The organism is Paraburkholderia humisilvae (genome assembly GCF_902859855.1).
Lineage (GTDB): Bacteria > Pseudomonadota > Gammaproteobacteria > Burkholderiales > Burkholderiaceae > Paraburkholderia > Paraburkholderia humisilvae.
Genome location: NZ_CADIKH010000027.1, coordinates 73880 through 88054, shown reverse-complemented (window position 1 = coordinate 88054; position 14175 = coordinate 73880). Strand labels below are relative to the sequence as shown.

General features: G+C 62.8%; 12 protein-coding genes and 1 other RNA gene. 4 read left to right on the top strand and 9 right to left on the bottom strand.

Annotated elements, in window-relative coordinates; all coding sequences use genetic code 11:
* Positions 1-243: 243 nt before the first annotated feature.
* The 8 genes from cmk to gyrA form a co-directional block, all read right to left on the bottom strand.
* A complete protein-coding gene (gene cmk, locus HV796_RS25590; protein WP_175229290.1) occupies positions 244-927 on the bottom strand; it encodes a (d)CMP kinase in 684 nt (227 codons plus the stop codon).
* Between the two features lie 66 nt (positions 928-993).
* Complete coding sequence (gene aroA, locus HV796_RS25585) at positions 994-2298, bottom strand: 3-phosphoshikimate 1-carboxyvinyltransferase (protein WP_175229289.1); 1305 nt, start codon at positions 2296-2298, stop codon at positions 994-996.
* Positions 2299-2319: 21 nt separating this feature from the next.
* Positions 2320-3267, bottom strand: a complete 948-nt coding sequence (locus HV796_RS25580) for a prephenate dehydrogenase (RefSeq protein WP_175229288.1) — start codon at positions 3265-3267, stop codon at positions 2320-2322.
* Between the two features lie 64 nt (positions 3268-3331).
* Complete coding sequence (gene hisC, locus HV796_RS25575) at positions 3332-4444, bottom strand: histidinol-phosphate transaminase (RefSeq protein WP_175229287.1); 1113 nt, start codon at positions 4442-4444, stop codon at positions 3332-3334.
* A gap of 104 nt (positions 4445-4548) precedes the next feature.
* On the bottom strand, positions 4549-5631 hold the full coding sequence (pheA, locus tag HV796_RS25570; protein ID WP_175229286.1) for a prephenate dehydratase: 1083 nt from the start codon (positions 5629-5631) through the stop codon (positions 4549-4551).
* 57 nt (positions 5632-5688) lie between these two features.
* Positions 5689-6771, bottom strand: coding sequence for a 3-phosphoserine/phosphohydroxythreonine transaminase (gene serC / locus HV796_RS25565; RefSeq protein WP_175229285.1), 1083 nt, complete (start codon positions 6769-6771; stop codon positions 5689-5691).
* Between the two features lie 156 nt (positions 6772-6927).
* On the bottom strand, positions 6928-7560 hold the full coding sequence (locus HV796_RS25560; RefSeq protein WP_175229284.1) for a DUF2059 domain-containing protein: 633 nt from the start codon (positions 7558-7560) through the stop codon (positions 6928-6930).
* A 136-nt stretch (positions 7561-7696) separates the two neighbouring features.
* Positions 7697-10342, bottom strand: a complete 2646-nt coding sequence (gene gyrA, locus HV796_RS25555; RefSeq protein WP_175229283.1) for a DNA gyrase subunit A — start codon at positions 10340-10342, stop codon at positions 7697-7699.
* Between the two features lie 587 nt (positions 10343-10929).
* Between gyrA and ompA the strand changes: the two genes are divergently transcribed.
* The 4 genes from ompA to ssrA all read left to right on the top strand — a co-directional run bounded on the left by ompA (position 10930) and on the right by ssrA (position 13745).
* Positions 10930-11577, top strand: coding sequence for an outer membrane protein OmpA (ompA, locus tag HV796_RS25550; protein ID WP_175229282.1), 648 nt, complete (start codon positions 10930-10932; stop codon positions 11575-11577).
* A gap of 216 nt (positions 11578-11793) precedes the next feature.
* Positions 11794-12492, top strand: a complete 699-nt coding sequence (gene ubiG, locus HV796_RS25545; protein WP_175229306.1) for a bifunctional 2-polyprenyl-6-hydroxyphenol methylase/3-demethylubiquinol 3-O-methyltransferase UbiG — start codon at positions 11794-11796, stop codon at positions 12490-12492.
* A gap of 35 nt (positions 12493-12527) precedes the next feature.
* On the top strand, positions 12528-13241 hold the full coding sequence (locus HV796_RS25540; RefSeq protein ID WP_175229281.1) for an HAD family hydrolase: 714 nt from the start codon (positions 12528-12530) through the stop codon (positions 13239-13241).
* A gap of 134 nt (positions 13242-13375) precedes the next feature.
* Positions 13376-13745, top strand: a transfer-messenger RNA (tmRNA) gene (gene ssrA / locus HV796_RS25535).
* Between the two features lie 133 nt (positions 13746-13878).
* Here the strand turns inward: ssrA and HV796_RS25530 are convergent.
* Complete coding sequence (locus tag HV796_RS25530; protein ID WP_175229280.1) at positions 13879-14070, bottom strand: hypothetical protein; 192 nt, start codon at positions 14068-14070, stop codon at positions 13879-13881.
* Positions 14071-14175: the final 105 nt, after the last annotated feature.

Sequence of the window (14175 nt, the reverse complement as noted above, 5' to 3'; positions counted from 1 at the left end):
GACCGGTGTTGCCGGGAGAGTCAGAAGAGTCGGCAAGGATCCGGAAACTGCGGCGAGATTCGAATGCCACACGGGGTTAAGGGGTTAGTTACACGTTCCGCCACACAGGCGAAACACCAGCTTCCTACTACTTTGCTAACGTTGCTACGGTCTACTACGGTCGTTCGATGCGAATTTTGAAACCCGGGCAAACCCGGCGTTCGACCGAACCCGGGTTTTCCTCCAGCCGCTCGTGTGCGCTTGTTACGCTTTCACGTCAGCCTTGTACCACTGGACGACCTGATCGACAGCCTCGTCGACCGACAGCGTGGACGTATCCAGCAGCTTCGCATCGGCCGCGGGCTTAAGCGGCGCGGCGGTGCGCTGACTATCGCGCTCGTCGCGTTCGCGCAAATCCCGGAGCAAGTCATCCATATTAGCAGAAAATCCTTTTTGGATCAATTGCTTATGTCGGCGCGCCGCACGCGCCTCGACGCTTGCCGTCAGGAACACTTTCAGACCCGCATCGGGGAAGATCACAGTGCCCATATCGCGGCCGTCGGCGACCAACCCGGGCACCTTGCGGAATGCGCGCTGCCGCGCGACCAGCGCGGCTCGCACCGGCGCGTGGATGGCGATCGCCGACGCCCGGTTGCCGATCGCTTCGGCACGAATCTCGGCCGACACGTCGACGCCGTCCAGCTGCGCAATGCCCTCGCGGAAGGTGATATGCAGATCGTCGATCAGTTTCGCAAGAGAGTCGGCATCCTCGGGCACGATGTCGTAGCGGATGCTGGCGAGCGCGGCAAGCCGGTACAGCGCGCCGCTATCCAGCAGATGGAAGCCGAGCTGAGCGGCGACCAGGGCGGCCACGGTGCCCTTGCCGGAGGCAGTCGGGCCGTCAATCGTAATGACGGGCGTCTGGTGAAAGGGACGGGTCGATTTCATCTAATGGTATGGTCAGTCGCGCGTCAGCTCGATTGGGATGCGGGTCCCGGTGAAATTATCGCGGAGTTATCGCTGGGCGAGCGCGATAAAGCGCTCGAAGTAATCGGGGAAGGTCTTCGCAACGCATTTCGGGTCGTTGATCCGCACCGGCACGCCGCCAAGGCTCACCAGTGAAAAGCACATCGCCATCCGGTGATCGTCGTACGTATCGATCGCGGCATGCGGCGTCAGTTTCGCCGGCGGCACGACAATCAGGTGATCGTCGCCCTCGGTGACCTTCGCGCCCACCTTGCGTAGTTCGGTCGCCATCGCGGCGAGCCGGTCGGTTTCCTTGACGCGCCAGCTCGCGATGTTGCGCAGCGTCGTCGCGCCGTCGGCGAACAGCGCGGCAACCGCGATTGTCATCGCGGCATCCGGAATCAGATTGAAATCCATGTCGATCGGCTCGAGCTTGCCGTCGTCGCGGCCGACGCCACGCACCTCGATCCAGTCGTCGCCCATCAGCACATTCGCGCCCATTCTGATCAGCGCGTCGGCAAAGCCGATGTCGCCCTGGATGCTGGCGCGCCCGACGCCCTCGACCCGCAGCGGCCCGCCGCCCAGGACGCCGGCAGCGAGGAAGTACGACGCCGACGACGCATCGCCCTCGACCATGATCCGCCCCGGCGACTGGTAGCGCACGCCCGCCGGCACCGTGAAGCGATGCCAGCCGTCGCGCTCGACCTCGACGCCAAAGCGCGCCATCAGCCTGATCGTGATGTCGATGTACGGCTTCGAGATCAGTTCGCCGTCCACCTCGATCACCGTGGCGCCGCTGCCGTTGCGAACGAGCGGCAGCGTCATCAGCAGCGCGGTCAGGAACTGACTCGACACATCGCCGCGCACGCGGATCGGCGCATCGACCGCGATGTGCGCCGGGCGGATGCGTAGCGGCGGATAACCTTCGTTCTCCTCGTATTCGATATGCGCACCGATCTGCCGCAGTCCGTCGACCAGATCGCCGATCGGGCGCTCGTGCATGCGCGGCACGCCGTGCACGCGATAGTTGCCGCCGTTCACCGCCAGCGCGGCCGTCAGCGGCCGCACCGCGGTGCCCGCGTTACCGAGAAACAGATCCGCGGTACGCGCGGTGAACGCGCCGCGCGTACCGGTCACCACGCAAACATCGCCATCGCGCTTCAACTTCACGCCGAGCTTTTCGAGCGCGGCGATCATCACGCGCGTGTCGTCCGAATCGAGCAGATTCGTGATCGTCGTGTCGCCTTCGGCGAGCGCCGCGAGCAGCAACACGCGGTTCGAAATGCTCTTTGAGCCGGGCAGGCGAACCGTGCCGGACGCGCGGGAAAACGGTCCGAGATCGAGATAGTCCATGATGGGTGGTCCAGTTTTCTGTTATTTCGACGGTTCGCCGTTGGCCGCCGCTGGCTGCGCCGCACGCAGTTGCCAGTCGGCACGCGCGGCGCGCGAGCGCGTAAACACCGCTTCCAGCGCGGCGGCGTCGCCGGTTTCGATCGCCGTGCGCAGCGCGGCGAGAACCGCAGTGTAACTGTCGATCTCCTCGAGTAGCGCGTCGCGATTCGCGATGCAGATGTCGCGCCACATCTCCGGGCTCGACGCGGCGATTCGCGTGAAATCGCGAAAGCCGCCCGACGCGAACGCAAAACGCAGCGCCGCATCCCGCGATTGCAGAATCTGCTCGACGTAAGCGAACGCCAGCACATGCGGCAGATGGCTGACCGACGCGAGCACGCGATCGTGCTGCGGCGGCGCCATCTCGTGCACGGTCGCGCCTGCCGCGCGCCACATGTCCTCGATGCGCGCGACCGCCGCCGGCGCGTTCTCCGGTAGCGGACACAGCACCACGTTACGATCGACATAAAGATCGGGCAAGGCCGCCTCGACGCCGCTCGCTTCGCGGCCGGCAATCGGGTGCCCAGGCACGAATTGCCCGATACGTGCGCCGAGCGCCGAGCGCGCGGCCGCAACGACGTCCGCCTTCGTACTGCCCGCATCCGTGATCACGGTCGCGGCGTCGAGAAACGGCGCGATGCGCTCGAGCAGCGGACGCGTCTGCGCGACCGGCGCGGCCAGCAGCACGATGTCAGCGCCGGCGAGCGCGGCGGCAAGCGCGCGGTCGTCGTCGAGCGCGGCCGCGCCGTCGATCACGCCGAGTTCGCACGCGCGCGCGGTCGCAGCGGCGGTGCGGCCGACACCGACCACCTCGCGCGCCCCGCCCGTATCGCCACCCGTATTGCCGCGCTCGCGCAGCGCGCGCGCGAGCGACCCGCCGATCAGCCCGACGCCGACAATCACCAGTTTGTCAAAAGAGAACGCAGCCACTTGAGCCCAGATAAAAAGCGCGCCGGAAGCCGTTCAGCACCGGCGACGGATCGACGTGAAGCGCTCAGACCGCAGCAAGCGTCTTTTCGAGCGCCGCGAGAAACGCTTCGTTTTCTTCCGGAAGACCCACCGTCACGCGCAACCATTGCGGCAACCCGTAGCTGCCGACTGGGCGCACGATCACGCCTTGCTTCAGCAGTTCCAGATTGACGCGATCGCCGGCTTTGTCGTCGTTGCCCACCCGTACCAGCACGAAGTTGCCGTGCGACGGCACATACTCGAGACCGAGCTTGTCGAAAGCCTCGGTGAGGCGCCGGTAGCCTTGCGCATTGAGCGTCGCACTCTTTTCGAGGAACGGGCGGTCATTGAGCGCGGCGACCGCGGCGGCCTGCGCGAGCGTATTCACGTTGAAAGGCTGGCGCAGACGGTTCAGCAGATCGGTCAGTTCGGGCTGCGCAATCGCGAAACCGACGCGCAAGCCGGCCAACCCGAACGCCTTCGAGAAAGTGCGCGACACGAGCAGGTTCGGATACCGACGGACCCATCCAATCGAGTCATAACGGTTGTCCACCGACAGGTATTCCGTGTAGGCCTCGTCCAGCACGACGACCACATGGCGAGGCACCTTCGCGAGAAACGCCTCGAGCTTCGGGCCTTCGACGAACGTGCCAGTCGGGTTGTTCGGGTTCGCGACGAACAGGAGTCGCGTATCGTCGGCGATCGCGGCCGCCATCGCGTCGAGATCGTGGCCGTATTTCATGGCCGGCACGACGATCGCGCGCGCGCCAAGACCTTGCGTCGCCAGCGCATACACCGCGAACGAATACTGCGAATAGACCACCGACTGGCTCTTCTCGACCAACGCATGCGCCGCCATTTCGAGAATGTCGTTGCTGCCGTTGCCGAGCGTGATCCATTCGGCCGGCACGCCGTAGTGCGCGGACAGCGCCTCCTTCAGTTCGAACGCATTCGAATCCGGATAACGGCCGAGTTCGCTCGCCGCCTGCGCCATCGCACGCTGCGCGGATTCCGGCATACCCAGCGGATTTTCATTCGATGCGAGCTTGACGATACGCTTTTCGTCGAGACCGAACTGGCGGGCCACTTCCGAAATCGGCTTGCCGGCGACATAGGGCGCAATCGCGCGCACATACGAAGGGCCGTAGGACGTAGTCATGGTTATCTCCGGGTCGACGAATCGACTGTCTGAATAGTTGGATAAAGCACGGGCGCACATCCGGCGTATCGGCGTTGGCCCGTGCGCGTGCAAGCGCAAGCGCGTTAGCGTGCGCGCGGATACGAACCCAGAATCTTCAGGAACGCCGCTTTCTGATCCAGTTCGACAAGCGCGGCCGACACGGCCGGGTCGTCGCGATGACCTTCGAGATCGATGTAGAAGTAGTACTCCCACGTTCCGACGCGCGCCGGACGGGACTCGAATCGGGTCATCGACACGCCATGGCGCGCGAGCGGCTCGAGCAGCTTGAACATCGCGCCCGGCTCGTTGGCGACCGATACCACCAGCGATGTCTTGTCGTATCCGCTCGGGTCCGACGGCTGCTTGCCGATCATCACGAAACGCGTGCGGTTGTGCGGGTCGTCCTGGATCAGCGAGTACGCGATCTGCAGGCCGTATTGCGACGCCGCGCGGTCGCCGGCGATCGCGGCGACCGTCGGGTCTTGCGCCGCGAGCCGCGCGCCTTCCGCATTGCTGGACACCGACTGGCGCTCGAGATGCGGCGCATGCGTCGACAGCCAGCGCTGGCATTGCGCGAGCGCCTGCGGATGGGCGCACACGCGCTGGATGTCGGTCAGGCCACCGCTTAACGTCAGCAGATTGTGATGAATCGGCAGCGCGAGTTCGCCGCCGATCACCAGTTGCGTCTGGAGCAAAAGATCGAGTGTGCGCGACACCGCGCCTTCGGTGGAGTTCTCGATCGGTACGACGCCGAACTCGGCGCTCCCGGCTTCGACCGAACGGAACACCTCGTCGATCGACGGGCACGCGAGTCCTTCGATCGACTGACCGAAGTACTCGTGCATCGCCTGCTCGCTATACGTGCCGACCGGCCCGAGAAACGCGACCTGGGTGTTCTTTTCGAGCGCGCGGCTCGCGGCCATGATCTCGCGCCAGATCGCGCTGATATGCTCGTCGACGAGCGGTCCGTCGCTCATCTCCTGCAGCCGCGCGATCACCTGCTGCTCGCGTTCCGGGCGGAACACCGGCGCGTTGAAATGCTTCTTGACTTCGCCTACTTCGAGCGCGACTGCGGCGCGCTGATTGAGCAAAGCGATCAGCTGCGCGTCGATCGCGTCGATGCGGTCGCGCAGCGGTTTGAGTCGTGAGTTAAGTTCGTCGTCCATGCTAGTGACTTGCCGCGGCTATTTCGTTCCATGCGCGCGCGGAAACCGGACATCCGGTCACGCGCCGCGTCGTTCAAACTCTTTCATGTACTCGACGAGCGCCTTGACGCCGTCGAGCGCTACCGCGTTGTAGATTGACGCCCGCATGCCGCCGACGGACTTGTGGCCCTTCAGCTGCACCAGCCCGCGTGCTTTCGCGCCGGCCAGGAAATCGTCGTTGCGCGATTCGTCAGCGAGGAAGAACGGGATGTTCATCCGCGACCGCGCGCCGCGCTCGACCTTGTTCTTATAGAAGCTGCCGGCATCGATCGTGTCGTACAGCAGCTTCGCCTTTTCGACATTGCGCGCTTCGATCGCGCGCAAGCCGCCCTGCTTCTTCAACCACTTGAACACGAGCCCCGCGATATAAATCGCGTACGTCGGCGGCGTGTTGTACATCGAATTGTTCAGCGCGACGGTCTTCCATTCGAACGCCGATGGGCACACGGACATCGCGCGATCCAGCAGGTCTTCGCGCACGATCACGACCGTCACGCCGGCGATGCCGATGTTCTTCTGCGCGCCGCCGAACAGCACGCCGTACTTCGCGACATCCATCGGGCGCGATAGCAGGTGCGACGACGCATCGGCGACGAGCGGGATGTCGCCGAGGTCGGGAATGTCGAACGTCTCGACGCCGTGAATCGTCTCGTTCGTGCACAGGTGCACATAAGCCGGGTCCGCGGACAGTTGCCATTCGGCATGTGCCGGCGCGCGGGTGAAGCCGTCGGCCGTCTGACCGCTCGCGGCAAGGTGCACCGTGCCGTACTTCTTCGCTTCGTTGAACGACTTTTGCGACCACGAGCCGGTGAGAACGAAGTCCGCGCGCGGCTTCGTGCCGAACAGGTTCATCGGCACAATCGCGTTTTCGCCGAGCCCGCCACCCTGCAGGAACAGGATCTGATGACTCGACGGCACCGCGAGCAACTCACGCAGATCGACGAGCGCTTCTTCGTGGATCGACATGAACTCCTTGCCGCGATGGCTCATTTCCATCACGCTCATGCCGCTGCCGTGCCAGTCGAGCATTTCGTCGGCCGCCTGGCGCAGCACTTCTTCCGGCAACGCGGCAGGGCCGGCAGAGAAATTGAAGACGCGCATTGAGAGAATTCCGGAAACGGGCGCGCGGAAGGTAAAAAGACCGAAATCGCACGCAAAAAAGATAATGGCCGTCCGCGCCCTTGCGCAAACAGCCATTATCGCATCGACGCCGGGAACCCGCCACGCCGGCGGCCCGCCGTCAGCTCACGCTACCGCTTACTTGGTGCCCGGCTTGGCCGACGAGACCGAAGCAACTTCCTTGTCTGCCTGGTCGCGGGTTGCCTTGATCGATTGCGGCATGTACTTCTGCATCAGACCGTTCACGACGTCGCGGCCCACCTGGTCTTGCACCTGGATGAACTTGCGGCCGGTCGGGCTGTTGTAGAACGCGGTCAGATCCTTGATTTCCTGCGTCGAGTAGTACTTCGCATACGCGTCGTACTGCGCTTGCATCGCATCCTGACGGAACGCGTCGGTCGCGAACACCTGGCCCGCGGAATCAACCAGCTTCGGCACCGCGTTCTTCTGCAGCGTCGGCACCGATGCCTGCTTCTGCTTGTCCGTCATCGTCTTGTTCTCGGACAGCGCGTCCGACAGGATGGCCGGCACGAGCTGCTTCGCCTGCATTTGCGCGCTGTTGCCGATCGCGCCGACCAGCTTCTGCGCGTCGATCGCGGCGAGCAGATCCTTGATCGCGGCCTGCTTGGCCGGATCGACCGGCGCGGCAATCGGCGCCGCGGGAGCGCCCGCTCCCGGCGCGGCCGGCTGCTGGTTCTGCAGCGCCTGCGCCATCGCGAAGGTCGGCACGAAAGCGGCCAGCATCATCCACAGTTTGAATCGATTTTGCATCACTACTCCCTAAGAGAAATTTGATTCACATGCCCGCCGCGCGGATCCGGGCATCGGTCTATCCGATGCGCCGGCTCACGCGCGTGCGATTCATACTGGTTACAAGGAAAGCATCCGAACGGTTCAGACCGGGGAATCAGGCCGACACGCCTGCGTCGCCGTCAGGACCGTGGTCATCACCGCCGCCATGGTTGCCATTGTCGGCGTCGACGTCTACATCGGCTTCCGCCTCGGCAATATGCTGCAGACCGGAAAGCTTGGTGCCTTCATCAAGGCTGATGAGTGTAACACCTTGCGTCGCACGGCCCATTTCACGGATCTCCGATACGCGCGTGCGGATCAGCACGCCGGTGTCGGTGATCAGCATGATCTGCGCCTCCTGGTCGACGAGCGTCGCGGCGACCACCTTGCCGTTACGCTCCGACGTCTGGATTGCAATCATTCCTTTCGTGCCACGGCCGTGGCGCGTGTATTCGGCGATCGGCGTGCGCTTGCCGTAACCGTTTTCGGTTGCGGTCAGCACCGACTGCTGCTCATCGCCGGCAACGAGCAGCGCGATGACCTGCTGCCCTTCGTCGAGTTGCATGCCGCGTACGCCGCGCGCTTCGCGTCCCATCGGCCGCACGTCGTTTTCATCGAAACGCACCGCCTTACCCGAATCGGAGAACAGCATCACGTCATGCTCGCCGTCCGTGATCGCCGCGCCGATCAGGTAATCGCCGTCGTCGAGACCGACCGCGATGATCCCTTTGCGCAGCGGCCGGCTGAACTGCTCGAGCGGGGTTTTCTTGACCGTGCCGAGCGCCGTCGCCATAAACACGTACTTGTCCGCCGAGAACTCCTTGACCGGCAGGACCACGGTGATCTTCTCCCCTTCCTGCAGCGGGAACATGTTGACGATCGGCCGGCCGCGCGAATTGCGTGAACCTTGCGGCACTTCGTAGACCTTCACCCAGTAGACGCGCCCGCGGTTCGAGAAGCACAGGATGTGATCGTGCGTGTTCGCGATAAAGAGCGCGTCGATCCAGTCGTCTTCCTTCATCGACGTCGCCTGTTTGCCGCGACCTCCGCGCTTCTGGGCCCGATATTCCGACAACGGCTGCGATTTCACATAACCGGTGTGCGACATCGTCACGACCATGTCCTGCGGCGTGATCAGGTCTTCGGTGTTCAGCTCGGTCGCATTCATTTCGATCTTTGAGCGACGTTTGTCGCCAAATTCGCCCTTGATCGAGGTGAGTTCGTCGAAGATGATGCTAGCAATGCGTTCGGGTTTCGCGAGGATGTCGAGCAGGTCGGCGATCTGCGCCATGACCTCGCGATATTCGCTGATGATCTTGTCCTGCTCGAGGCCGGTCAGGCGCTGCAGGCGCATTTGCAGGATTTCCTGAGCCTGCGTGTCGGACAGGTGGTACAGGCCGTCGGCCTGCATGCCGAATGACGGATTCAACCCTTCCGGACGATAGGCTTCGCGACCGCCCGCGGCCGCGTTTTCGGCTTCGGCGCGCTGCAGCATTTCGCGCACCAGCGACGAATCCCACGAGCGGGCCATCAGCTCCTGCTTCGCGATCGGCGGCGTCGGCGCGGCCTTGATGATACTGATGAACTCGTCGATGTTCGCCAACGCGACCGCGAGACCTTCGAGCACGTGGCCACGTTCGCGCGCCTTGCGCAGTTCGTAGATCGTGCGCCGCGTCAGCACCTCGCGGCGATGCGACAGGAAATGCGACAGCATTTCCTTCAGATTCAGCAGCTTCGGCTGGCCGTCGACGAGCGCGACCATGTTCATGCCGAAGGTGTCCTGCAGCTGCGTCGCCTTGTACAGGTTATTGAGAATGACTTCCGGCACTTCGCCGCGCTTCAACTCGATCACCACGCGCATGCCGCTCTTGTCGGACTCGTCGCGGATGTCCGAGATGCCTTCGAGCTTCTTCTCGTTGACGAGCTCGGCGATGCGCTCGAGAAGCGAGCGCTTGTTCACCTGATACGGCAGCTCGTCGACGATGATCGCCATGCGCTGGCCGCGGTCGATTTCCTCGAAGTGCGTGAGCGCGCGCATCACGACGCGGCCACGCCCGGTGCGGTAGCCGTCGCGCACGCCAGACACGCCGTAGATGATGCCGGCGGTCGGGAAATCCGGCGCGGGCACGATCTCGATCAGTTCATCGAGCGTCGCTTCCGGGTTCTTCAGCAGATGCTGGCAAGCGTCGACGATCTCGTTCAGGTTGTGCGGCGGGATATTGGTCGCCATGCCGACCGCAATGCCGGACGAGCCGTTGATCAGCAGGTTCGGGATGCGCGCCGGGAGAATGGCGGGCTCGTTTTCGCTGCCGTCGTAGTTCGGCTGGAAATCGACCGTTTCCTTGTCGATGTCGGCGAGCAGTTCGTGGCCGATCTTCGCCATGCGGATTTCGGTGTACCGCATCGCCGCGGCGTTGTCGCCGTCGACCGAACCGAAATTGCCCTGCCCGTCGACCAGCATGTAGCGCAGCGAGAAGTCCTGCGCCATCCGGACGATCGTGTCGTACACCGCGGTGTCGCCGTGCGGGTGATATTTACCGATGACGTCGCCGACGATACGCGCCGACTTCTTGTACGGGCGGTTCCAGTCGTTGTTCAGCTCGTGCATCGCGAACAGCACGCGGCGGTGCACCGGCTTCAGGCCGTCGCGGACATCGGGAAGCGCGCGCCCTACGATCACGCTCATCGCGTACTCGATGTACGAGCGGCGCATTTCCTCCTCTAGGGAGATTGGCAGAGTCTCTTTGGCGAATTGATCCATTGTCCGTGTCGTTTACATGCGGCGGCCCAACTGACGTTCACGGTGCAGTTTCCTGCCGTTTTCGCGCAGTTCAGGTTTCGAAAGAAAACTGTAAAATGGGACCCCGCGGCGGCGCCGCGATCTCAGCGCATCACGCGATTCTACCATGCGGCGCAACCGCGCCTCCGACCTGTGTATACCTATTAGTGAGATGTGCGGGAACGGCTTCGGCCACCGTCTTATACTCGCGCTTGCACCCGCATTTGCATCCCTATTTGCACCCGCATTTGCACCTACGCATTTGCATCCGTTTTCGCATCAATCGGCAGGTCCGATTTCTGCTCTGCTTCCCGCCGAGCCAGGCGCGGCGCGGCTTTTGTTGCGCATGCACCACATTCGAACGAGGCTGGATATAGGGGAGGGATTTTTTTATCGTCGGAAGGGAACGATATGGCAAAATGCCAACGCACAAAGTCAGACACTGCTCGAAGTCTAGACAGCGCGTCTTTTGTTCCGCACCGATGTTATACTTCGAGCAATGTATGACGTGTCTAAAGTCAACAAGCTCGCAGTAAACCTGCGGTAATCTCAATTTCGAGAGGAGAAATATGAATAAACTTTCAAAGCTCGCGTTCATTGCAGCTACCGCAGTGATGGCTGCATCGGCGTCGGCACAGTCGGTGCCGGCGTCGCGACAGGCTGTTAACGACAACTGGGTGAACGGCACCGGCGAATACGTGTGGATGAACGGCACGAACGAGCTTTGCTGGCGCGACGCGTTCTGGACGCCGGCAACGGCTAATGCAAAGTGCGACGGCGCACTCGTCGCACAGGCTCCGACCCCGCCGGCACCGGCGCCGGTCGCTCCGGCTATCACGAGCCAAAAGATTACCTATCAGGCTGACACGCTGTTCGACTTCGACAAGGCTATCCTGAAGCCGGCTGGCAAGGAAAAACTGGATGAACTGGCAACGCGTATCCAGGGCCTGAACCTCGAAGTGGTGGTCGCAACGGGCTACACCGACCGTATCGGTTCGGTCGCGTACAACGACCGTCTGTCGCTGCGCCGTGCTCAAGCTGTGAAGGCGTACCTCGTCAGCAAGGGCGTCGACGCCAACCGTATCTACACGGAAGGCAAGGGCAAGCGCGACCCGGTCACGACGGGCTGCAACCAGAAGAACCGCAAAGCACTTATCGCCTGCCTCGCACCGGATCGCCGCGTGGAAGTCGAAGTGGTCGGTACCGCGAAGCAGTAAGCGTCAAATTACCGCAGTATCAAAGCCCCGCTACGGCGGGGCTTTTTTTATCCAATGTGATGCGCACCGCCACGGGACACGGGTCCGGCTGGCGAGCGCCCCCCGGGGACGATCGGCGGGCGCATCGGGCGGGCTTTTTGCTGCGTCTGGCGGTGACCTATATACTCAGGGCTTGTCTTCGTTGACCTGCTCATCCGCCATCAAGGCCGCATGAACATGACCAATGCCGATCCCCACGAACTGCAGAAATTCAGTGATCTCGCGCACCGGTGGTGGGACCCCAATGCCGAATTCAAACCGCTTCATGAATTGAACCCTGTGCGGCTCGGCTGGATCGACGGGCATGCGCATCTTGCCGGCAAGCGCGTGCTCGATATCGGCTGCGGCGGCGGGATCCTGTCCGAGTCAATGGCGCAACTGGGCGCGTCGGTGAAGGGCGTCGACCTCTCCCATGAAGCGCTCGGCGTGGCCGACCTGCATAGCCTGGAAAGCGGCATTACCGTCGAATATGAAGAAATCGCCGCCGAGGCGCTGGCCGCACGCGAGCCGGCGAGCTTCGACGTCGTCACCTGCATGGAAATGCTCGAGCACGTGCCGGACCCATCGCAAATCGTTGCGGCCTGCAAGACGCTCGTGAAACCCGGCGGCTGGGTGTTCTTCTCGACGCTGAACCGCAACGTGAAGTCGTACCTGTTCGCCGTGATTGGCGCCGAGTACATCGCGCGGATGCTGCCGCGAGGCACGCACGACTACGCCCGCTTTATCCGTCCGTCCGAACTGGCCGGCTTTGTGCGCGCCGCGGGCCTGACCACGACGGAGATCAAGGGTGTCGTTTATCACCCGCTTGGCAAGCACTTCGCGCTGTCATCCGACACGAGCGTGAACTATATGCTTGCCTGCCGTCGCGATGCCTGATCGCGGCGCCTGAACAACCCTTGCCCCGCATCTTCATGAGCGATCCCACTCCTCTGCCGCAACGCGAAGACGACGACACGTCAGTCGGTCTCTGCCAGGGCATTTTGTTCGACCTCGACGGCACGCTTGCCGACACGGCCCCCGACCTCGCCGCCGCCGTCAACAAGATGCGTCACGAGCGCGGGCTCGACATGGTGCCGCTCGAGCGGCTGCGGCCGCTCGCGTCGGCGGGTGCGCGTGGCCTGCTGGCAGGCGGATTCGGCATCGGCCCGCAAGACCATCAGTTCGCGTCGATGCGCGACGAGTTTCTCGCCAACTACGAAGCCGACCTCTGCATCGAAACAACCCTCTTCCCCGGTATCGACGAACTCCTCGACGACCTCGACGAGCGACGCGTGCGCTGGGGCATCGTGACCAACAAGGTCGCGCGACTGACCGAGCCGCTCGTCGCCCAGTTGGGACTCGGCACGCGCGCGGGGTGTGTCGTCAGCGGCGACACCACGCCGCATTCGAAGCCGCACCCGGCGCCGCTGCTGCACGCAGCGAAGGAGTTGAATTTGCCGCCTGAGCGGGTCGTCTATATCGGCGACGACCTGCGCGATGTCCAGGCGGGATTTGCGGCCGGCATGGTCACCGTCGCGGCCGCATACGGCTATTGCGGTAACGACCTGCCGCCCACGCAATGGCACGCGAAGCACGTGGTTCGATCGCCTGCGGAACTGCAGCAGTTGTTACGCGACATCTGCTAAACACCCGAAGGTCGGCGGCCAGAGCGATTCGTCGCGCCGCGTGGCGCGTGATGTCGATATGTCCGTGACGTGACACCCCCGCTACTGTAGAATCAGCTTGGACCCACACTTGTGTTGTGGGTCTTTCCTACTGCGGGGGCGACCTGGTTTCGACAGGGGTTGCGAAGCGGTCAGGGCATGTCGAGGACCCGTCACCTCGTTAATCAATGGGAAAAACGTAACTGCAAACGACGATACGTTCGCACTGGCAGCCTAAGGGCCGCCGTCCTCTGCCTGGCTCACTGACGGGCTAGCGTCGCAAGACCGGTAGCAATACCGCCAGAGGTCATTTACGTCAGTTAAGCCCGGGTGGCGTCACGACATCAGGGTCGAAAATCTAGTGAATCGCTGTAGCGCAGCGTGTTCGTCCGCGTCGCTCCGGTTAAATCAAATGACAGAACTAAACATGTAGAACTGGTCGTAGAGCGCTACTGGACGCGGGTTCGATTCCCGCCGCCTCCACCATCATTTTTCGCGCGCGCATTTCAATGCGACAGCCGCGCACGCAAGCGCGTAAAGCGCGCATCTTCCGCGGCAACATCAATCGCACAAATGGCCCCGGACGGGGCCATTTTCACCTTTCGCGCGAGCTCAGTATTTAGCGCCGCGAAACCGGAACCACATTATTGAAGTTGTTGCTCACCGTGGTGCTGCTCTTGTTGCAGCCGCCTGCGACGGTCGATTTTGCCAACTGGTTAGGGTCGATTTTTTGCATTTGAATACCTTTGAATAGCGAGTTAAATAACGGCCCGTCAGACAGATTCCGTATCTGACGAACCACGACGATCATAGATGCCGCTTCTGTCGCAAAAAATCGCGCTTGACATCATTTAACGCGTTTCGTATTTGTCCACCCGGTCCTGCTGAATTTTCGCGTCATCGTGGGTGACGGATG